Source organism: Serratia sp. ASV30 (assembly GCF_016428815.1).
Classification (GTDB): domain Bacteria; phylum Pseudomonadota; class Gammaproteobacteria; order Enterobacterales; family Enterobacteriaceae; genus Chania; species Chania fonticola_C.
The window spans coordinates 1-20255 of record NZ_JAELTL010000079.1 but is presented as its reverse complement, the minus strand read 5'-3'; the positions used below and the strand labels follow the sequence as shown (position 1 = coordinate 20255).

Sequence of the window (20255 nt, the reverse complement as noted above, 5' to 3'; positions counted from 1 at the left end):
GTGAACCAGTCATAATCAACTCCCTTATCCAAGCCAGGCGACGGCAATCACGCTGGAACCTACCGACATCGCGATCAGAATCACTAACACCACGCTCATCACCAGCGGCAGCGGAGCGGCCTGTGCCACCTCATCACTGGGTTTGCCGGGAATAACGCGCCCAAACCAATAGATGAACCAGGCAAAGCTGGCGACCGATTCGATCAGCACCAGCACCATCAGCGGCGTCATCAGCCAGAACTCGTGCGACAGTGCAAAACCAGCGGCAAAAATCGGGAACTTGCTGAAGAAGCCGTTAAACGGCGGCACCCCGGTGATCGCCAACGCGGCTACACAGAACCCGACGCCCAGCAGCGGCATCTTGTTCATCACGCCCTGCAAGCGCGGCAGCATCCGGGTACCGCAGCTGTAGCTCAGCGCCCCTGCCACCAGGAAGAACAGGCTCTTGGCAAACGCGTGGTTAAAGATGTAGGCCACGCCGCCAAGAAAGGCGGTTTTGGAACCGAAGATGGAGATGGATAACGCCAGGAAGATATAGGAGAGCTGGGTGATGGTGGACCACGCCAGCAGACGCTTCATATCCTTTTGCGGTAGGTACATCAGGAAACCGTAAATCAGGGTGATAGTCGCCATGACGATGCCGACCCAGCCGATAATATGCGGCACCGTATCCGCAGACAGGATGGCGCGGGCATAGATGTAGACGCCCACCTTCACCATCGAAGCCGCGTGCAGATAGGCGCTCACCGGAGTAGGGGCTTCCATGGCATCGGGTAGCCAGGCCTGCAACGGAAGCTGGGCCGATTTCCCCCAGGCCGCAAACAGGATGCCGCCAAACACGACCAGACTGGCCGTACCGTTGAGCTGCGCAATCGCGCTCAGGGCGAAGGTGCCGGTATTGAGGAACAACGTCGCTGCCGCCAGGTATAAGCCGATCGAGGCAATATGGGTGATCAGCAGGGCTTTCATGGCCGAGCGCTGTGCCTTCGGCGTCTGGTAGTAGCTAATCAACCCCCAGGAACAGCCGCCGGTGATCTCGAAGAACAGCAATTGTCCCAGAATGGTGGAGGACATCACCAGCCCGGCCATCGCCCCGATAAAGATCAGCAGGAAAGCGTAATAGCGGTTGCTGCCCTCATGGGGATGTTCGCGGTTGGCCGTGGTGAGGTAACCGGTGGAATACAGGCTGACCAGCAGGCCAAGAAACACCACCGCGAAGACAATCAGCGTGCTGATGCGGTCGATGATAAAACCGAACAGCGCCACGTTGCCGTATTGCAACAGCGTGATGGTGGTATCCGCCTTGCCATGGGCCAGGAATAACCAACCGATGATCACCGTACCCAGCGTGGCCAGCAGCGCAAACAGGGTACAGATCCACTTGGCCATCCGTTGCGGCACGCAGGCCGTCAGCAGCGCGCCGATAAACGGCAGCAGCAGCGTGGCGAGGGCGGTATATTGCAAACAGAGCGTATTTTCCATAATGGGTTTCCTGGCGGCTACAGACCGGTTAGGTAAAAGACAAAGGCCAGCGCCGCTACGCCAAAACCGAGCCAGGTAACGTGATGCGTCAACAAGAACCGCCCACGCGCCAAGGTATTTTCAAAAATGGAGGCGATGACAAACACCGCCAGCAGCTTGGCCAGCATGATGACTGTCGCCAGCGCCAGCGCAGGCACCGTCAGTTCCGCCGCCTTGCCAAAGGGAATAAACACCGCCAGGAACAGCTCGGCCACCACCACCTGCTTGAGACCGATCCCCCATTTCACCAACGCCAGGCCAGAGCCGGAGTATTCGGTCAGCGGCCCTTCCTGAAGTTCCTGTTCTGCCTCCGCTACATCGAAGGGGATTTTGCCCATTTCGATAAACGCGGCGAAACCGCAGGCCAGCATGGCCAGCAGGGTGGCCGTCGGGGAACTCCAACCTTCGGTCAGGGTGGCGCTGATGGTGCCAATATTGGTGGACCCGGCAATCAGGGCCACCACCAGCAACGCCAGGATCAGCGTAGGTTCCACCAATACGCCCAGCGTCAGTTCGCGGCTGGCCCCGATCCCGGCAAACGGGCTACCGGTATCCAGACCAGACAGCGAGAAGAAGAAGCGGAACAGTGCGAACAGATAGAGCAGGGTGATCAAGTCCCCCGCACCGGCAAACGGCGACGTCCGCGTGAAGATGGGCAGCGTCATCGCCACCAGCAACATGCTGCTCAGCAACACATAAGGCATCACGCGGAAGATGGCGCCCGACTGTGCCGGAGCCACCTCCTGGCGTTTGAACAGCTTGCCCATATCGCGGTAGTCCTGCCAAATGCCGGGGCCACGGCGCGAGTGCATCCGGGCGCGGATTTGGCGGGAGATCCCGGTGAACAGCGGCGCGAGCGCCAGCATTATCAGCGCCTGCATCAGCGCGAAGAGTCCCATCATTAACGACGGTGTTTCCTGCATCGACATGCTATTTCCCCTTAAACCGCGACAAGCAACAGCAGGATCACCAAGGCGATCACCACATACAGGCAATAGAAGCGGAAGTCGCCGCTCTGCATGCCCTGCAACCGCACACCCAGACGCTGAGAGGCCTTGACTAGCGGATTGATGATCCAGTCATCCCAGAACGGTTCGGCACGGGTTGCCCCTGCGGTGGTCTGTTCCAGTGCCCGCGACAATGCAGGCGTTGGATCGAGCTGCTTGCGCAGACGGTACAGCGAAGCAAACATGGCGCGCAGTGGTTGGGTAAAGCCCCCAGCAGACACCGCCATCGCCTGCTCCCAGTTATAGCCACAGGCCCACGGGTCGCCACGGCGGCGGAAGCTGGACTGATTGCTTTTCAGCAGCAGATACACCGCCAATGGGATCAGCGGCAGAGCGAGCAGCAGGATAAAGGTCAACGCCGGTGACAGCATGGCCTGGCTGGCCAGTTGCGGCACCAGCATTGAACCTTGCACGACGGTGACGTCATGAGTGCCAACCAGCGTCATGGCAACCTGCGCCAGAATGGGTGCGACTACGCTGGCCCCCACGCCGAGCAGTACGCACAGCAGGGCCAGCAACAGCATGGAGACTGTCATCTGCCACGGCACTTCGCGAGCCTGCGCCGCTTTTTCACCGCGCGGCCCGCCGCAGAAGCTGACGCCGTAGACCTTGACGAAGCACATCGCCGCCAGCGCCCCGGTGATCGCCAGCATCACCATGGCAATCGGGCCGCTGAGGCGCATCACAAAGTTGCCGTCGTGGCTCATGGAGAATAGCGATTGGTAGGTGTACCACTCGCTGATAAACCCGTTCAGCGGCGGCAGGGCGGAGATCGACATACAGCCGATCAGGAACGCCAGCCCGGTCAGCGGCATCAGCTTCGCCAGACCCCCCATCTGTTCCATATCGCGGGTATGCACGCGCCAAATCACGGCACCGGCCCCCAGGAACAGCAAGCCTTTAAACACCGCATGGTTGAGCAGGTGATACAGCGCGCCGAGCAGGCCCAGCGCAGCCATTATCGGATGTCCGCTAGCCATGCCGACCATCGCCACGCCAACGCCCATTAAAATGATGCCGATGTTCTCTACCGTGTGCCAGGCCAGCAGGCGTTTGATATCGTGCTCGGCCAATGCATACAGCACACCCAACACCGCAGACACCGCACCGAAGGTCAGCACCACGATGCCCCACCACATTTCGGTGGCACCCAGCAGATCGATCCCGACCTTGATGATGCCGAAGATGCCGATCTTCACCATCACGCCAGACATCAGCGCAGAAGCATGAGAAGGGGCTGCCGGGTGGGCACGCGGTAGCCAGCTGTGCAGCGGCAGCATCCCCGCCTTGGCCCCAAAGCCAAAGAAAGCCAGCAGGAAAACGACCGATGCCATCCAAGGGGAAAGCGACAGCGAACGGAAGGAGTCAAAGTCCAGGCTGCCGCTCTGCCGCCACATCAGGAAGAAGGCGATCATGATCAGCACCGATCCGGCATGGGCGATAAAGAAGTACAGCAAACCGGCGCTGATGGATTCGTCATCCTGATCGGCGATCACCAGGAACCAGGAGGCCAGCGACATCATTTCGAACAGAATGATGAAGTAGAAGGCGTTATCCATCACCACCAGCCCGACCATCGAGGCGATAAACAGGTTCATAAAGAATCCCATGCTCGCGGCGCCTTTACCGCGATATTCCTGCACATAGGCGATGGAATACAACGCACAAACGGTGACCAGCAGCGAAATCACCACCAGCATAAAGGCCGCCAGCGAGTCCATGCGCACCACAAAAGCGGCAAACGAGAACAGGCCAGGGGTGGAGAAGGAGAGGGTATGCCCGCTTAACAGGACGGGAACGGCGCTGCATAGTCCTAATAGGCCACCGAGCATCGCGCTGATCCCCGCCAGCAAAATGGCAAGGCGCTCCCGGCGAAACAGCAGTAGCGACAGCACGCCACCGGCGACATAAATCACCAAAGCCCAAAGCAGTAGAGTGAGAGAGTCCATGTTTATTTCTGCCCCCTGACGAGAGAAGGAGAGGATGGCCAGCCGATCGCGACCTGGCCGGCTCGCGCCAAACGCCGGGCCTGCGCTTCCTGCTCAAGCTGCTGTTCATCGACGATATGCAAGGCATTGGTTGGGCAGATGCGTACGCATTCAGGCCCATCGGCGAGGAACGCGCAGAGATCGCACTTCACCGCCACCGTTTTAATCCCGGCATTCCAGGACAGATAGGGCGATTGGCTTGCGGGACTGGTTGGCACGTCGGGCAACAGTTCTGCCGGGACGTACTGTTCAAACATCGACGGGATATTGACCGGCCCACTGCCCGCAGGCGTGATTGCACCGAACGGGCAGGCCAGGCCACACAGCTTGCAGCCAATGCACAGGGTCTCGTTCAGCTCGATGGCGTGCTCGCCGTGCGTGATGGCATTGACCGGGCAAACGCGCGCGCAAGGGGCGTCTTCACATTGGCGGCAAAGCATCGGTGCCGTTTGCTCTCCGACGCGCGTCACCGTCAGTCTGGGATGCGACTGTAGCCCTTCAGCCTTATGCACCTCGGTGCAGGCGGCCATGCAGGTGTTGCAGCCGATACAGTGCTGAGGCTCCGCAATAACAAAGCGGTTCATGGCCGTTCCTCCAACAGAAAGCGATTCACGCTCACATTGCCAACGACAGTGGGGTGAGTGCGGCGCGGCGGCGTTTTTCCGCATTCATTTTTTGCAGCAGCTGTTGGTCTACGCAGTGCAGCGCATCGGTGGGGCAAAACTCCATACAGGCCGGGCCGTTGGCTCGTCCGGAGCAGAGATCGCACTTGTGCGCTTCCGCTTTCTCGGCGGCGGGGAACATCGAGGCATTGCCATGGTGGGCTACCGGGCGGGTGATCACTTCCATCACCCCATATGGGCAAGCCATGACGCAGGCTTTACAGCCGATGCAGCGTTCCTGCGTGACCTTGACCATGCCGTCGCTCTGGCTGATGGCCCCGTTGGGGCAAACGCTGGCGCAGGGGGCATCATCACACTGACGACACAGCACCACGGTGCTGATATTGCCGCCTTTCAGCAGATGCAGGCGAGGCGTGAAGTTGGCGGCATCCAGCGCCGAGACATCCTGATTTTGGCTATGTGCCACTACGCAGGCGATCTCACAAGTGCGGCAGCCGATACATTTTTGCGGATCGGCCATGATAAACCTGTTCATCAGTCACTCCTGGTTACCTTCCATCGTTAAACCCCAGGCGGCGAGCCTTTGAGTCTGTGCTGCCGTTAGCTATACATAAAACGTGCCAAACGTAATAAATATATATAAAACAAATGGTTGGGTTTTTATTGGCCGCATATGAGCGGCTGATTGGCATAAACGACGACGCGGGAGGGGATATTCGTCACATTCAGCCCGGGTTGGCGTCGTCACTTCGTCATTTTTGTCGAAATCGATAGCAAAAATGACGGTTTGACCCTCACCCCAACCCTCTCCCACAGGGAGAGGGAGCTGATAACCCCTACTCTGTTGGGAGAAGGGCTGTCATATCAGCAACCTCGATCGCTCCCTTTAGCAAAGGTGAGTCAGCCGGTGTTTATGAAGGATCACTATACTTTCAGCCCAACTCGATCGGTCCCCTCTCCAACAGGGAGAGGGAGCTGATAGCCCCTACTCTGTTGGGAGAAGGGCTGTCATATCAGCAACCTCGATCGCCCCCTTTAGCAAAGGTGAGTCAGCCGGTGTTTATGAAGGATCACTATACTTTCAGCCCAACTCGATCGGTCCCCTCTCCTTGGGGAGAGGGCCATGGGATCACCTTGGCACCGTAATTGCACTAGCTGAAGCTTCGGCCATTCATCGCCGAACAACGGAGGACAGATGCATGAAATAACCCTGTGCCATCATGCGATGGAAATCATGCAGCAACACGCCCGGCAAAATCATGCCCGGCGTATTACCGCCGTCTGGTTTGAGATTGGCGCATTTTCCTGCGTGGAGGCGGAGTCCCTACGGTTCTGCTTCGACATGGTTTGTCGCGGCACCTTGGCCGAAGGCTGTGAGTTACATCTGCTCGAACAACAGGCCCAGTGCTGGTGTCACGACTGCCGGGCGGAGATGCAACTGCTGGTTCCCCAGGTGTTGATCTGCCCGCAATGCGGCGGGCGCAACCTACGGGTGCAGGCGGATGACGGTTTGCAACTCAAGCGCCTGGAAATTGAATAACCAAGAGGAAAAAGCATGTGTATAGGCATTCCCGGTAAGGTTGTGGCGCTGGACGAAAACCAACCCCAGCACGCCTGGGTCGACGTCTGCGGTGTGCAACGAGAAGTGAATATTGCCCTGGTGTGTCAGGACGATGAAGCGCCAGAAGCGCTAATCGGTAGCTGGGTGCTGATCCATGTAGGCTTTGCCATGAGCCGCCTGGATGAGCACGAAGCACAGGAAACCTTGTCGGCGCTGCAAGCTATGGGAGAAGTGGAGCAGGACGTCGCGCTGTTCCTGGCAGGCGAAGGTGACCAGGAACGGCGATAAATTGTGCTATCCCCGGCAAATGATATTCCTGTTGCGGTGTTTTGTTGATCCGGTCGGGAGAAATTACCATTAACAAACCTTACTCTTTGTGAGGATGTTCGCTGGCAATAATCTTCGTGACTCAGACAAGTGATAAACCATGTCGACTGTACGCTTAGAACAACAAGACCTGCTCGAAATTACCCGCATGCTGCTCGGGCAGCATAATTTCATCGATCTGTTACTGCAATTGCGCCAGGTGTTGCGGCGCCTGCAACTGGCCGACAGCGTCGCGTTGGTGCTATTTGATCCTCATAGCGAACGGGTGAGTTTTCACGGGCTGGATCACGCGCAGCAGCCGGTAAACTATCAGGACGAAACGCTGCTGGCGAATGGCCCGGTGAGCCGCTTCCAACACAGCTCGTTACCCCAACGCTGGCAGGCCGATGAGCTGCACGATCGCTATCCGCAAATCCGCGCCCTGAAGTTGCATCCGCCCTTCAACCAATACTGTTTGATGCCGCTACATGCGAGCGGTCGGCCGCTCGGTGGCTGTGAATTACTGCGTAGCGGAAACGAGCCGTTCAGCGATGCCAGCCTGGTGCAGTTGCAAACGCTGATGGAGCTGGTGGCGCTGGCCACGCAGCAGATTGTTTTGCTGGAAAACGCGCAAGGGCTACAGCACCAACTGCGTCATGAGCTGGATGACTATCGCATCTTGGTGGATGTCACCAATGCGGTGCTGTCAAAGCTGGATCTGGATGACGTAATGGGGGAGATCTCGGAGAAAATTCACCACTTTTTCAACAGTGACGCCATCAGCATCGTGTTACGCAGTAATCACGCCGAGCAGCTCACCATCTACTCCACCCACTATCTGAACAATAACGCCGCCGAACGCCAGCAGTACAACGTGGCGTTGGCAGGCACCTTAACTGAACGGGTGATGCGCAGCGGCGAAATGCTGCTGCTGAACCTGAAAAATGCCGAGCAGCTTTCTGGCTATGAACGTCGGCTGTTTGATCTTTCACAAGGCCGGATCGAGGCATTGTGCGTATTGCCACTGATATTTGGCCAAAAGAAACTGGGCGTGCTGAAGTTGGCACAATGTCAGGCGGATGGCTTCAATGCGGCCAACTTGCGGGTGCTGCAACAGATTGCCGAGCGTATTGCCATCGCGGTGGATAACGCGCTGGCCTGTCAGGAGATCAACCGGCTCAAAGAGAGCCTGGTACATGAGAACCTGTATCTGACCGAGCAGATCAACGTCAATCATCCCGATCTGAGCGAGATTGTCGGGCGTAGCGCGGGGATGTCTGCGGTACTCAAACAGGTCGAAATCGTGGCTAAAAGCGACTGTTCGGTACTGATCCTCGGGGAAACGGGCACCGGCAAGGAGCTGATTGCGCGAGCGATCCATAACCTGAGCGAACGGCGTGACCAGCGCATGGTGAAAATGAACTGTGCGGTAATGCCTGCGGGTTTGTTAGAAAGCGACCTGTTTGGCCATGAAAAAGGCTCGTTTACCGGGGCTTCCACGCAACGCATGGGCCGCTTTGAGCTGGCGGAGAAGGGGACACTGTTCCTCGATGAAGTGGGGGAGATCCCCATTGAGCTGCAACCCAAGCTGCTGCGGGTGTTACAGGAGCGGGAGTTTGAACGAGTCGGTGGTAACAAACCGATCTCTGTTGATATCCGCCTGATCGCCGCCACCAACCGGGATTTGCAACAGATGGTGGCCGATCGTGAGTTTCGCAGCGATCTGTTCTATCGCTTGAACGTGTTTCCTATCGTCATTCCACCGCTGCGCGAACGGCCTGAGGATATCCCCCAGTTGGTGAAGTTCCTGACCCATAAAATTGCTCGCCGCATGAAACGCACCATCGACAGTATCCCGGCACAAACGCTGCGGCTATTAAGCCAGATGCCATGGCCGGGCAATGTGCGTGAACTGGAGAACGTGATTGAGCGGGCGGTATTGTTGACGCGTGGCTCGGTGCTCGAGCTGCCGCTACCTGAATTGCCGTATTCGCAACCCGCAGTGGTGCTCTCGGCGCCAGCCAAGGAAACGGTATCGCCGGAGGAGGATGAGCGCCAACGGGTGCTACGTGTGCTGAGAGAAACCAACGGCGTAGTCGCCGGGCCACGAGGGGCCGCACAGCGCCTTGGGCTAAAACGGACAACGCTGCTATCGCGGATGAAAAAGTGGGGGATTTCGGTGAATTGAGCGGCGTAACGTCCTGTCTTTGGTCTTTTTATTACTCCCAACTTTTCGAAGCTGTACGGGCTAACTTCGTGCTCCACGCAACTCCCTCTCCCTGTAGGGATCGAGTTCGTTGATTTTTCGGTGTAATGCCCAGTCTTTGGTCTTTTTATTACTCCCAAGTTTCCGAAGCTGTACGGGCTAACTTCGCACTCTATGCAGCTCCCTCTCCCTGTGGGGATCGAGTTCGTTGATTTTTTCTGTGTAATGCCCGGACTTTGGTCTTTTTATTACTCCCAAGTTTCCGAAGCTGTATGGTCTAACTTCGCACTCCACGCAGCTCCCTCTCCCTATAGGGATCGAGTTCGTTGATTTTTCGGTGTAATGCCCAGTCTTTGGTCTTTTTATTACTCCCAACTTTTCGAAGCTGTACGGGCTAACTTCGCACTCTATGCAGCTCCCTCTCCCTGTGGGAGAGGGTTGGGGTGAGGGGGAGATTAATAGACTAGTTCAAAGGTTTAGGGATACTTACTTACGCGCATCCAGCAGTTGGGCGGCGTTTTCGGTGGTCACCACGGTCCATGGCACCGAGTAGCGTTTAGCCGTGCCGTTATCCCACTGCATCTGGCCTGCATACTGCTTCCAGATATCCGACTGTGGCTGATAGCTGTCGCCTTTTACCGCGCGCAGCGCTACATCGATAGAACCCTGCATCTGGGCATGGGCATCTTGTAGAATCGACACCATCTCACCGGCCTGTACGGCACGAATGGCATCGGAGACGCCGTCGACCCCGGCAATCGCAAAGTCTTTCACGTTCAGATTGGCACCCTTGATGGCTTCAATCGCTCCCAAGGCCATTTCGTCGTTTTGCGCGATGACGCCGTTAATCTGGCCACGGTGTTTCTGCAACCAGTTTTCCATCAGCGGCAGTGCCTCGGCACGTGACCAGTTGGCCGTCTTGCGCTCCAGCACCTTGATTTTGCCTGGACCACATTCGGCAATAGCCTTGTCGTTGCCTTGCCCACGCTGGATCTCACCGCTGCCGCCTTTTGGTCCTTCGATAATCACCACGTTGCCCTGGCAGTTCATTTTTTGCAGCACCGCTTTGGCTTCCAGATACCCGCCGAGCACGTCGTCAGAGACCACTTCAGAGGTCATCTGATCGGTATTCAAACGGGCGTTGGTGACTACCACCGGGATCTTGGCCTTGTTGGCCATGGTCACCACATCGATGTTGGCCTCGTAATCCATCGGGTTAATGATGATGGCATCAGTCTTGGTCTGAATGGCGGTTTCTGCCTGATTGTTCTGCACCATCGGGTCGTAGCGGCCATCGTAAACGGTGAGCTGCACGTTACCGTTTTTAACCTCAGGATGCTCTTTCGCCGCCTTTTCCATCAGTTGGACAAACTCGGCCTTCATGCCGTACATCAGCACGGCGATTTTCACCGGGGCGGCCTGGGCCAGCGTTGAGGTCCCCAGCAGCAGGCCGGAGGTGAGCAACGCAATTTTGGTCATCTTGTTCATGGTGACTCCTGGTTATAGGGTTTTGTTGTTATGAGGTAAGTTAGTCACGCTGTTGTTTGCGTGACGGGTCGAGCAACACGGCGACAACAATCAATGCGCCCTTGATGATCTGCTGGTAATAGGACTGCACACCGAGCAAATCGAGGCCGTTATTCATCACGCCGATAATCAATACGCCGAACAGGGTGCCAACCAAGGTGCCGACGCCGCCGGCCATGCTGGTGCCGCCAATGACCACGGCGGCAATGGCGTCCAGCTCGTAGGCGCTACCGGCGTTGGTTTGTGCGGAGCCGGTACGGGCCGTCAGGATCAAACCGGCGATGCCCGCCAGGGCAGCACACAGGGTGTAGACCAATACCTTGATTTGGATCACGCTGATGCCGGAGGTGCGGGCGCTCTTCTGGTTGCCCCCCACGGCATACACATGGCGGCCGAAGATGGTCTTATTGAGCAGGATCCAGGCGAGCACAAACAGGGCGGTGAAAATAATCACCGGCACCGGGATGCCCAGCACATAGCCATTGCCTAACCAGCGGAAATCGTTGTTAAGTTGGGAAACCGGGTTACCGTCGGTCGTCAGCAGCGCCAGGCCACGGGCGGCGGAAAGCATCCCCATGGTGACGATGAAGGGCTGCAAGCGGTAGCGGGCCAGAATGGTGCCGTTGATCAGCCCGCAGACGATACCGATGCCCAGGGCGACAATCAGCGGCACCATCACGGCGTGCGCGGTATCGCCGATAGACAGCCCGCTGTTGGTGGTGGCAAAGCGGGCGGCAACGATGCCGCTCAGCGCCAATACCGAGCCCACGGAAAGATCGACCCCGGCGGTAATAATCACAAAGGTCATGCCGATGGCCAGAATGCCGTTAATCGAGATCTGGCGCAGAACGATCAGCATGTTCTCGTCGCTTAAGAAGTAATTGCTGCTCCAGGCACCTTGCGCCACCTGAACCTCGCCAATCACCGTGACGATCAGACACAACACGAAGAAGGCGATAATAATGCCGTATTTGTGCAGATGTCGTTTATTTTGCGTAAAAAAAGCTAACCCGGGCGTTAATGAGTGGGTGCCATTCATAGTAAGTTCTCTTTAAAATAATGAGTTGATTGCCTGGCTATACGGCCAGTTTCATTAGTTCCGCCTGCGTGGCGTTTTTAGTCGATAATTCACCGGCGAGCATGCCGTTACGAAACACCAGAATGCGGTCGCTCATACCGATAATTTCTGACAGCTCGGAAGACACCATGATGATCGCTTTATCCTTCAGCGCGAATTCGGACATAAAGCGGTAGATCTCTTTTTTGGCCCCCACGTCAATGCCGCGCGTCGGCTCATCGAGCAGCATGATTTGCGGATCGAGCAAGGCCCAACGCCCCAATACCACCTTCTGCTGGTTGCCGCCGCTCAGGTTGCCGACGATGTGGTCGGCATCGGGGGTTTTGATGTTGAAGCGCTGGATCATATCGTTGGCACGCTGCTGTTCCTGGCCTGGGTTAATCATGCCCAGTTGGCTGATGGCACCCAGCGAAGCCACGTTGATATTTTCTTTAACCGAGCGGCACAGCACCAGGCCGGTATCCTTGCGGTCTTCCGTCACGTAGGCCAGGCCGCTGTTGATTGATTCTTGTGGTGAATGTTTGGCGAGCTGACGATCGCCGATCTGGATAGTGCCGCTGTCCGCGTGCTGAATGCCAAAGATCAGATCGAGGAACTCACTGCGCCCGGACCCTACCAGCCCGTAAATCCCCAGGATCTCGCCGCGTTTTAACGTCAGGCTGATGTCGCGGATCTTGTTGCCCCAGCACAGGTGCTGCACCTCCATCATCACTTCATTGCCGGGCTGATTGAACTTGGCAAACTCGCTTTCGAACTCGCCGCCAATGATGTGCTCGATCAGTTGCTCGCGGGTGATATCTTGCAATAACCCTTCATGGATATAGCTGCCGTCGCGGAAAATGGTGTAGCTGTCGGCAATCTGGAAGATCTCGGACAGACGGTGCGAGACATAAATGATGCCTTTGCCCTTGGCGGCCAAACGGGTGATCGCCTGGAAGATTTTCTGCACGTCCTCCTCGCCGATGGCCGACGTGGGTTCATCCATGATGATGATGTCGGCATCTGAGTGGGAGAGGGCCTTGGCGATCTCCACCAGTTGCTGTTCCGCCACGCTGAGGTTGCGCATTTTTTCCGTCGGCGACAGGGAAAAATGCAGGTCCTGTAACAGCGCAGCGGTCTGCTGGTTCATGGTTTTGAAATCCACAAACCCCAGGCGGCGGGGTTCGCGCCCCAACCAGATGTTTTCGGCCACCGTCAGATCGGGGATGGCGCTCAGCTCTTGTTGCACGATAGCGATGCCAGCCGCCAGCGCCTCTTTTGGATGAGCAAACTCACAGCGTTGGCCATTGACGAAAATATCGCCGCTGTCGGGCTGGATAAAGCCCATCAGGATGCTGAGAAAGGTGGATTTCCCGGCACCGTTGCCACCGCACAGCGCGTGGATCGACCCTTTGCGCAGGCAGAATTCGGCGTTTTTCAGTGCGACGACGGAGCCAAACGACTTCCTCACGCCGGTGACTTCCAGCAAGTAGGCCAGGGCTTGGGTCTGGGGATCGCGTGTCATAGCTTCACCTCGGGATACTCTTTTTGCAGTAGGTTCAGGTAACCGGCATACAGATCGGCATATTGCCGCTGGCGCTGCGGATCCGGCATCACGCGGGTCTCTTCATCCAGCCGGACAAAACGCTGGCATAGCCTGGTTAACTCTTCTGAGGCTAACAACTCGGGTTGGGCCACAAGGTTGTCACACCACATAGCTTGAATGGCGGCACCCAACGCAGCGGTTTCCTTTTCTGCCAGACACACCACCGGGCAGTTCATCACGTCGGCAACGATCTGCCGCCAGCAGGCGCTGCGAGCGCCACCGCCGGTGAGGCGAATTTCGCTGGTGGAAATACCTTGCTGCTGGAACAGGTCGAGGCCGTAACGCAGGCCATAGGTAGCGCTTTCTACTACGGCCCGGCACAGGTTGGCTCCGGTAAAGTTGTCACTGTCCAGGTTATGCAGGCTGGCCTTGGCTGCGGGCAGTGGTGGAACGCGCTCGCCGTTGAAGAATGGCAGCATCATCACACCCGCCGCTCCAGGCTCGGTGGCGGCAAGGGCCTGATTGAATCCGGCCACGTCCTGCTGTAACAGGCGCTGTACCGAGGTGCTGGCAGAGGTGACGTTCATGGTGCAAATCAGCGGCAGCCAGCCGTTGCTGCTGGAGCAGAAACCGGCAATCGCTTCAGAATGGCTGACCACCGGCCGATCGGCATAGGCAAACAGCGTCCCGGAGGTGCCGAGACTCATGGTCACGATACCGGGGCGAATGTTACCGGTGCCGATTGCCGCCATCATGTTGTCGCCGCCGCCGCTGGCCACCCGGACATTGGGCTGCAGCCCCAGCAGGGTTGCGACTTCCGGGCGCAAGTAGCCAACGCTTTCCTCGGCGTTGATCAGGCGAGGCAGGGCGTTCCACAGCAGGCCACTATCGTCGATCAGCGCTACGGCATCGCGATCCCAGCAGCGCTGACGAATGTCAAACAGCCCGCTGCCGGAGGCATCGCCAAATTCCGCGACCCGCTCTCCGGTCAGCCAGAAGTTAAGATAGTCATGCGGTAACAGTACCGTTTTCAACCGTGCCCACAGCTGTGGATGTTGTTGCTTGAACCACAGGATCTTGGACGCGGTATAGCCCGCCGCTACCATCAGCCCCAGCGTCTGCAAGGAACCTTTGATGCCACCCAGGCCCGCCAGCAGAACGTCGTTTTCCCGCTGGGTGGAGGTGTCGCACCATAGTTTCACCGCGTGTAGCACGTCGCCTTGTTCATCCAAAGCAACGAAACCGTGCTGCTGCCCGGAAACCGACAGGGCGACAATGGCCGCTGGGTCAATGCTGGCGCTGTCGATCGCCTGACGAAACGCCAGCAACAATGCCTCAATCCACCACTCGGTCAACTGTTCCCGGCGGCCGGAAGAGTCGCTGATCATCTCATGCGGCGCGCTGCCTTCGCCCACGATGGTGCCGGATGTGCCATCGACAATCACCACCTTGGTGCCTTGTGTACCACAGTCGATGCCTGCATAGAGCGCCATGGGTTACTCCATTTCCAACATGATTTTGATGTCGGTTGGATGACCCGCCGCCGCGCGTTCAAAGGCGGCCACGCTGTCTTTGAACTTGAAGCTTTGCGAGATCAGCGGCTGGACCCGCAACTTGCCGGAGCTGAGCAGGCGCAGGGTGCGTGGATACATATTGGCGTAACGGAAAATGGTCTTGAAGGTGACCTCTTTGGCCTGGGCGGCCACGATGTCCATGGGGGCAGCATCGATCGGCATGCCGACCAGCACAGCGGTGCCACCGGGAGCAATATGCTCGCTGACGCCGCCGATGGCCGGTTTGGCCCCGCTGCATTCGAACACGATGTCGACGCCGTTGCCGCTGGTCAACTCGGCGACCTTTTGCGCCAGGTTGCCGGTTTTGATATTGACCGCGTGCAGCCCCTCATAATTGGCGGCCACCTGCAGTTTCTCTTCAAACAGATCGCAGATAATCACATCTGAGCAGCCACCGGCCAACGCCGCCAGGGCGGTCACCACGCCGATGGGGCCAGCGCCAATCACCAGCGCGATATCACCCGGCTTGATCGCGGCCTTGGTGGCGGCGTGCATACCGATAGCCAAGGGTTCAACCATGGCACCCTCGGCAAAGCTGACGTTATCCGGCAGTTTAAAGGTGAAGGCGGCAGGGTGGATGACGCTCTCTCTCAGGCAGCCGTGGATCGGCGGCGTGGCCCAGAAGCGAACGGCTGGATCCAGGTTGTAGATCCCTGCACGGGATTGCTGTGATTGCAGATCGGGAATGCCAGGCTCCATGCAAACCCGATCGCCAACCTGCAGGTGGCGAACGTTTTTGCCAACCGCCATGACGACGCCGGCAGCTTCATGGCCTAGCACCATCGGGGCGTTAACCACGAACGGTCCAATGCGGCCATGCTGATAGTAATGCACATCGCTGCCGCAAATACCGACGGAATGGATCTTGACCTGTACATCGTTTTCGCCAAGGACTTCATCAAACTGACAATCCTGGATGCTGATTTTACCGGGTTTTTCTAGCACTAATGCTTGCATGGTTATCATCCTTTCGTATCATTTTTATGGTATCGATATCATTTCAATGATCAGGATAGTAAGCGCGAGCGGGCTAAAAATGTGTGATGTTGGTTGTGTTTTTTGCTTTTGTGTTAAAATTTGTTGGTTTAATGAGGTGAAATAGTCGTTAAGATCACATTTATTGGCATGTGATGTTAATTATGATGGTATCGATATCATTAACGTTAACGAGGACATCATGCAGCGACCTATCGATGCGTTAGAAAGAACCCAAACCTTGCTTGCAGGCTGTGGCATACGGTTGACCGACGTGGAAAAACAGGAGATCGAGCTGACGGATTTCGGCCTGGCCGATTACCCGCGCTCGGGGTTACAGCTACTCACTTACATTAACACCCCGCGCTACTGCGCCAAGGAGCTGGTGTTGTTTCCACACCAGACCTGTCCGGAGCATCTCCATCCGCCGTTTGATGATACGCCGGGCAAACAGGAAACGTTCCGCTGCCGCTGGGGGGAGGTCTATCTGTTTGTGGATGATGATGCCCTGACCTTGAACACCGAGCGGGGGACCCCAGCCTGTCAACCTCCAGCCGGGTTCGAACAGTGGTATACCTGCCAGCGTTATATTTTGTTGCGCGCGGGAGAACAATATACAATCAAGCCTAATACCAGACACTGGTTCCAGGCAGGCAAGCTTGGCGCGGTGGTTTCTGAGTTCTCGTCGCAAAGCCGTGATGATCTGGATGTTTTTACCGATCCCAACGTCCGGCGCGTCGGTTGATGCTGCGGTGATGAGAGTATTTACATAAGAGGTGATAATCCTTGATCACCTTGTCATGATACAAAATGATATGTTCCAACCAGGAGTCACACTTGGCGGCCGATCGACCACTGAAAGCGACGCTAGAGAGCGTCGCAGCGCTTGCAAATGTCAGCAAAATTACCGTATCCCGCGCCTTCTCCCAGCCGGATAAAGTCCACCCCGATACGCTCGATCGCATCCTCAAGACGGCGGAGAGTCTGGGGTATGTGATGAACACGGCCGCACGCAATCTGCGGGCTAAAGCAAGCAAAACGATCGGCATCGTCAACCCTGATATGGCCAACCCGTTTTTTGGCGCACTCACCCGGCTGATGACGCTGGAGGCGCAGAAAGCGGGCTACGATACGCTGGTGTTTGACTCTTATGAGTCGCAGGAGAATGAAAACCGCATTATCGATAAACTGATTGGCTACAACGTGGACGCCATCATTTTATCGGTGATTTCATCGGACCGAAACTACACGCCCGGCTACCTGAAAAACCTGGAAAGACTCGGCATCCCGGTGGTGCTGGTCGATCGGGAACTGGATGGGGCGTTTTGCAGCGGTGTGTATATCGACAATCTGGACTGTGGTTTACAGGCGGGGCGTTATCTGCTGGAGCAGAACAGCCAAAAGGTGGTGGTAGTTTCCGGGCCAGAGGATTCCAACGTGGCCAAAGAGCGGGTTACCGGGCTGATTGCTGCGCTGCAAGGCAAGGTGGCGAGCCTGGAGATTATTCATGCGGATTTCTATATGGATGCCGCCCTGCGCGTGACTAACGAGTATCTCGATCGCCAGCCGCCGCCAGACTATTTTGTCGGCTGCAATAACCAGATCTCGCTAGGCATCATCAAATCCTGTGTCGATCATCGTTTGGCGCTGATGAAAGATGTCTCGCTGTTTGGTATTGATGAAGTTTCCAATGCGGCGATTTACGGGTTTAATTTCCCCTGTATTTCCCACGATCTGCATGAAATCGCCTGGCAGGCGTTAGGTTTGGCTATCCGTCGGGCCGTCGATCACGATATTAAACCGGGTAAAGTCATTGTCAGAGGCAAGCTGATTGGCGGCTAGCCGCTGGCCATTGAGCTTGGTGGTAGGCGGAAATAAAAACAGCCAATCTCTCGATTGGCTGCTTGGGCGAAGCTAAGGCTGGCCTTAGGCTTCGATTGGGGCACGCCAGTCGTCAGAACCCGAAGTCCCGGCAGTGGTGTGTTCCCAAGTGATTTTACGGTATGCCAGTGAAACGCGAACCAACTGAGTGAACTCAGCCTTGGTTGGATCCTGGCAGTGTGGCATTTTGCAGTCGATATCGATGATGGTGGCATCTTCCAGTTTGGTGGTAAAGAAGTGCTCTTGTTTACCTTCGATCGAGGTGCGGTACCATTTCAATTCAACCGTTGGCAGCATTTCGCCAGAGGCCAATGCGTTATACAGCAATGGAACAGCTTTGTTATAAGCCACGGTGAAGCGGAATGGCTTATGTGCACGCTGCCCTGACGGCTGGCCAGACTGCGGATCGGTTGGTACGGTAACGATATGTTCAAATTCCTGAACCAGCATCTGGTCTTCGTGGCCTTGAACAAAGATGTTACCGACAGATTCAGCGGTAAATGCGCTGGCGGTAATATTACCCTGGGTTTTCCCTGTGATAGAGATATAAGCTGGAGTTGGCATCTTAAAGATCCTTGTTAGATAAGCTTAGTAATAACTCAATGCTAGTCACACCCCTCGCCGATAATAATCGACCTCGAATGTGACTTGCCCCACTTCTCACTTCGGCCCTCACTATAATCGGGTCTTTCCCTAGTGCCAAGCCACTCACAAATTTGCAAGGTTTATTGGTATCCTTAATGGTATAAATGATTATAATATTTGTATTATTGGTGTTTTATGCTGGATTAAATATTGATGTAGGTTATGATTTGTGGGTTAAACATAATTATTAAAATTACATTATTTCATAACTATATGTTTTTATTGTGATAATTAATTTTTATAAAATTATTTTTTATGATCATAAGCCGAAAGTTGCTCTTGCCAGGAGATAAATTATTAGGAAGCTTAGTAAAGAAAAATTTATGGACTTTTACCGGTCAGATCGGGGACGATACATTCAGTGAAGCTATGCTAATGCAGGAAATGTCCAGTTTTTGCCGTGTGCAGCAATCCCGTGTTCGGGGTTTTGTCATTATTTGGGATAATTCTCAGAGTCTCGTGAAATATAGGAGGATTCCCAACTTTGCGCGTAAAACCAGATTATTCGCAGACTTCGGCACGGCATAGGAGGAAGGTATTTAGGTTTACGGTGATAGATTTACTATCTGAATAGATGGCGATGACTCTATTAGCATGGATGATATCTGAATGTCATTTTCCGGTGCTCATTCAACAAACATTAGCTGGTATTCCCTTATTGTGACTAAAAGGACGAGTGATGAGTAAGAATAATCAAAGCAGTGTTGCCCCCAAGGAAAGGATCAACATTAAGTATGTTCCTAACACGGGCGATCAAACCACTGAAATCGAACTGCCACTGAACCTGATGGTTGTTGGCGATCTCAAGGGGGTTCGTGAAGATACTCCGATTGAAGAACGTCAGGTCGTTTCCGTCAGCAAGAACAACTTCAACGCGGTGATGAACGAAGCCAATATCAACCTTTCGTTCACTGTACCCAATCACCTGGAAGGCGAAGGGAAAGAAGAGATGCCGGTAACATTGGCGATCAATTCCCTCGACGATTTCTCACCGGATAACGTGGCGAAAAACGTCCCTGAATTGAAAAAAATTCTGGAACTGCGGGAAGCGCTGGTCGCCCTGAAAGGGCCTCTGGGCAACATTCCTGCCTTCCGTTCTCGTCTGCAAGATCTCCTAGGCAATGAAGAAATGCGTGAGCAGTTGCTAAAGGAACTGGACATTCTTAATCAGAAATAATTGAGACGGAAAGAGGGAATTTTACGTATGTCTTTACATGAAGAAAATGCGGTTTTAGCTGCCGAACCTACCAGTACCACTTTCCTGCTAGACGAAATCATGTCTCAGACCCGCATGATGCCGGGCAATGATGGCTATGACGTCGCCAAACAGGGCGTGGCTGCATTTATCAGCAGCATTCTGGACACCGGCACCAACGAAGAACCGATCAACAAGCTGTTGGTCGACAGAATGATCATTGAGCTGGATAAAAAGCTCAGTGCCCAGATGGACGAAATTCTGCATGCCAAAGAATTCCGCGAAATCGAATCCTCCTGGCGTTCACTGAAGCTGTTGGTGGATCGCACCGATTTCCGTGAAAACATCAAAATCAACATCATGCACGCGACGAAAGAAGAGCTGCTGGAAGATTTTGAGTTCTCGCCGGAAATTATCCAGTCTGGTTTCTACAAGCACGTGTATTCATCCGGTTATGGCCAGTTTGGCGGCGAACCTACCGCAGCCATCATCGGTAACTATGCGTTCAGCAACAGCACCCCGGATATGAAGCTGCTGCAATACGTCAGCGCCGTTGGGGCCATGGCCTGTCTCTTATACACATCTAAAATGGGGGGGGGGGGGGGGGGGGGGGGGGGGGGGGGGGGGGGGGGGGGGGGGGGGG

18 protein-coding genes are annotated in these 20255 nt (G+C 55.6%); 7 read left to right on the top strand and 11 right to left on the bottom strand.

Annotation, left to right across the window (positions count from 1 at the left end; translation table 11 throughout):
• Nucleotides 1-24 precede the first annotated feature (24 nt).
• From JHD74_RS23525 to hydN, 5 genes are read right to left on the bottom strand one after another with little or no spacing between them, the layout of a single operon-like run.
• Nucleotides 25-1482 carry a hydrogenase 4 subunit D gene (locus JHD74_RS23525; RefSeq protein ID WP_029711297.1) on the bottom strand — a complete coding sequence of 486 codons (1458 nt, stop codon included), beginning with the start codon at nt 1480-1482 and terminating at the stop codon, nt 25-27.
• A gap of 17 nt (nt 1483-1499) precedes the next feature.
• Nucleotides 1500-2450, bottom strand: a complete 951-nt coding sequence (locus tag JHD74_RS23520; RefSeq protein WP_024529688.1) for a respiratory chain complex I subunit 1 family protein — start codon at nt 2448-2450, stop codon at nt 1500-1502.
• An 11-nt stretch (nt 2451-2461) separates the two neighbouring features.
• On the bottom strand, nt 2462-4477 hold the full coding sequence (hyfB, locus tag JHD74_RS23515) for a hydrogenase 4 subunit B (RefSeq protein ID WP_199063621.1): 2016 nt from the start codon (nt 4475-4477) through the stop codon (nt 2462-2464).
• A gap of 2 nt (nt 4478-4479) precedes the next feature.
• Nucleotides 4480-5100: a 4Fe-4S dicluster domain-containing protein gene (locus tag JHD74_RS23510; RefSeq protein WP_065685202.1), complete on the bottom strand. Its 621-nt coding sequence runs from the start codon at nt 5098-5100 to the stop codon at nt 4480-4482.
• A 31-nt stretch (nt 5101-5131) separates the two neighbouring features.
• A complete protein-coding gene (gene hydN, locus JHD74_RS23505; RefSeq protein WP_024529691.1) occupies nt 5132-5674 on the bottom strand; it encodes an electron transport protein HydN in 543 nt (180 codons plus the stop codon).
• A 660-nt stretch (nt 5675-6334) separates the two neighbouring features.
• Here hydN and hypA point away from each other — a divergent pair.
• From hypA to flhA, 3 genes are all read left to right on the top strand, one after another.
• Nucleotides 6335-6679 carry a hydrogenase maturation nickel metallochaperone HypA gene (hypA, locus tag JHD74_RS23500; RefSeq protein ID WP_024529692.1) on the top strand — a complete coding sequence of 115 codons (345 nt, stop codon included), beginning with the start codon at nt 6335-6337 and terminating at the stop codon, nt 6677-6679.
• Between the two features lie 15 nt (nt 6680-6694).
• Nucleotides 6695-6988, top strand: coding sequence for a hydrogenase maturation factor HybG (gene hybG / locus JHD74_RS23495; protein WP_024529693.1), 294 nt, complete (start codon nt 6695-6697; stop codon nt 6986-6988).
• Between the two features lie 139 nt (nt 6989-7127).
• The gene (gene flhA, locus JHD74_RS23490; RefSeq protein WP_024529694.1) at nt 7128-9194 is read left to right on the top strand and encodes a formate hydrogenlyase transcriptional activator FlhA; all 2067 of its coding nucleotides are present in this window, start codon (nt 7128-7130) and stop codon (nt 9192-9194) included.
• 504 nt (nt 9195-9698) lie between these two features.
• Here flhA and JHD74_RS23485 read toward each other — a convergent pair.
• From JHD74_RS23485 to JHD74_RS23465, 5 genes are read right to left on the bottom strand one after another with little or no spacing between them, the layout of a single operon-like run.
• Nucleotides 9699-10691, bottom strand: a complete 993-nt coding sequence (locus tag JHD74_RS23485; RefSeq protein WP_370592698.1) for a substrate-binding domain-containing protein — start codon at nt 10689-10691, stop codon at nt 9699-9701.
• A gap of 49 nt (nt 10692-10740) precedes the next feature.
• The gene (locus tag JHD74_RS23480; protein WP_024529696.1) at nt 10741-11778 is read right to left on the bottom strand and encodes an ABC transporter permease; all 1038 of its coding nucleotides are present in this window, start codon (nt 11776-11778) and stop codon (nt 10741-10743) included.
• 37 nt (nt 11779-11815) lie between these two features.
• Nucleotides 11816-13321, bottom strand: a complete 1506-nt coding sequence (locus JHD74_RS23475) for a sugar ABC transporter ATP-binding protein (RefSeq protein WP_199063620.1) — start codon at nt 13319-13321, stop codon at nt 11816-11818.
• Entirely contained in the window at nt 13318-14835 is a 1518-nt protein-coding gene (xylB, locus tag JHD74_RS23470; RefSeq protein ID WP_199063619.1) for a xylulokinase, read from the bottom strand. Before xylB ends, JHD74_RS23475 begins: the two co-directional genes overlap by 4 nt.
• 3 nt (nt 14836-14838) lie before the next feature.
• On the bottom strand, nt 14839-15873 hold the full coding sequence (locus tag JHD74_RS23465) for an NAD(P)-dependent alcohol dehydrogenase (protein WP_161712239.1): 1035 nt from the start codon (nt 15871-15873) through the stop codon (nt 14839-14841).
• Between the two features lie 220 nt (nt 15874-16093).
• Here JHD74_RS23465 and JHD74_RS23460 point away from each other — a divergent pair, with 220 nt between their 5' ends.
• Together JHD74_RS23460 and JHD74_RS23455 are read left to right on the top strand one after the other, a co-directional pair.
• Complete coding sequence (locus JHD74_RS23460) at nt 16094-16636, top strand: D-lyxose/D-mannose family sugar isomerase (protein ID WP_024529700.1); 543 nt, start codon at nt 16094-16096, stop codon at nt 16634-16636.
• A gap of 92 nt (nt 16637-16728) precedes the next feature.
• Nucleotides 16729-17733, top strand: coding sequence for a LacI family DNA-binding transcriptional regulator (locus JHD74_RS23455; RefSeq protein ID WP_074031864.1), 1005 nt, complete (start codon nt 16729-16731; stop codon nt 17731-17733).
• An 84-nt stretch (nt 17734-17817) separates the two neighbouring features.
• On the opposite strand, the gene JHD74_RS23450 is transcribed toward JHD74_RS23455, so the two are convergent.
• Nucleotides 17818-18336, bottom strand: a complete 519-nt coding sequence (locus JHD74_RS23450; RefSeq protein ID WP_021178406.1) for an Hcp family type VI secretion system effector — start codon at nt 18334-18336, stop codon at nt 17818-17820.
• Between the two features lie 760 nt (nt 18337-19096).
• Between JHD74_RS23450 and tssB the strand changes: the two genes are divergently transcribed.
• The gene (gene tssB, locus JHD74_RS23445) at nt 19097-19594 is read left to right on the top strand and encodes a type VI secretion system contractile sheath small subunit (protein WP_024529701.1); all 498 of its coding nucleotides are present in this window, start codon (nt 19097-19099) and stop codon (nt 19592-19594) included.
• Nucleotides 19595-19621: 27 nt separating this feature from the next.
• Nucleotides 19622-20255, top strand: a 634-nt coding sequence (locus JHD74_RS23440; protein WP_233169653.1) for a type VI secretion system contractile sheath domain-containing protein, incomplete at its 3' end; no start/stop codon positions are given.

What these genes read in the sequence shown, in the direction of transcription:
- JHD74_RS23465 (WP_161712239.1), bottom strand. Translation starts at nt 15,873, where the DNA reads ATGCAAGCATTAGTGCTAGAAAAACCCGGTAAAATCAGCATCCAGGAT.
- JHD74_RS23480 (WP_024529696.1), bottom strand. Translation starts at nt 11,778, where the DNA reads ATGAATGGCACCCACTCATTAACGCCCGGGTTAGCTTTTTTTACGCAA.
- hyfB (WP_199063621.1), bottom strand. Translation starts at nt 4,477, where the DNA reads ATGGACTCTCTCACTCTACTGCTTTGGGCTTTGGTGATTTATGTCGCC.
- JHD74_RS23525 (WP_029711297.1), bottom strand. Translation starts at nt 1,482, where the DNA reads ATGGAAAATACGCTCTGTTTGCAATATACCGCCCTCGCCACGCTGCTG.
- tssB (WP_024529701.1), top strand. Translation starts at nt 19,097, where the DNA reads ATGAGTAAGAATAATCAAAGCAGTGTTGCCCCCAAGGAAAGGATCAAC.
- flhA (WP_024529694.1), top strand. Translation starts at nt 7,128, where the DNA reads ATGTCGACTGTACGCTTAGAACAACAAGACCTGCTCGAAATTACCCGC.
- JHD74_RS23510 (WP_065685202.1), bottom strand. Translation starts at nt 5,100, where the DNA reads ATGAACCGCTTTGTTATTGCGGAGCCTCAGCACTGTATCGGCTGCAAC.
- JHD74_RS23475 (WP_199063620.1), bottom strand. Translation starts at nt 13,321, where the DNA reads ATGACACGCGATCCCCAGACCCAAGCCCTGGCCTACTTGCTGGAAGTC.
- JHD74_RS23520 (WP_024529688.1), bottom strand. Translation starts at nt 2,450, where the DNA reads ATGTCGATGCAGGAAACACCGTCGTTAATGATGGGACTCTTCGCGCTG.
- xylB (WP_199063619.1), bottom strand. Translation starts at nt 14,835, where the DNA reads ATGGCGCTCTATGCAGGCATCGACTGTGGTACACAAGGCACCAAGGTG.
- hypA (WP_024529692.1), top strand. Translation starts at nt 6,335, where the DNA reads ATGCATGAAATAACCCTGTGCCATCATGCGATGGAAATCATGCAGCAA.
- JHD74_RS23460 (WP_024529700.1), top strand. Translation starts at nt 16,094, where the DNA reads ATGCAGCGACCTATCGATGCGTTAGAAAGAACCCAAACCTTGCTTGCA.
- hydN (WP_024529691.1), bottom strand. Translation starts at nt 5,674, where the DNA reads ATGAACAGGTTTATCATGGCCGATCCGCAAAAATGTATCGGCTGCCGC.
- JHD74_RS23485 (WP_370592698.1), bottom strand. Translation starts at nt 10,691, where the DNA reads ATGACCAAAATTGCGTTGCTCACCTCCGGCCTGCTGCTGGGGACCTCA.
- JHD74_RS23450 (WP_021178406.1), bottom strand. Translation starts at nt 18,336, where the DNA reads ATGCCAACTCCAGCTTATATCTCTATCACAGGGAAAACCCAGGGTAAT.
- hybG (WP_024529693.1), top strand. Translation starts at nt 6,695, where the DNA reads ATGTGTATAGGCATTCCCGGTAAGGTTGTGGCGCTGGACGAAAACCAA.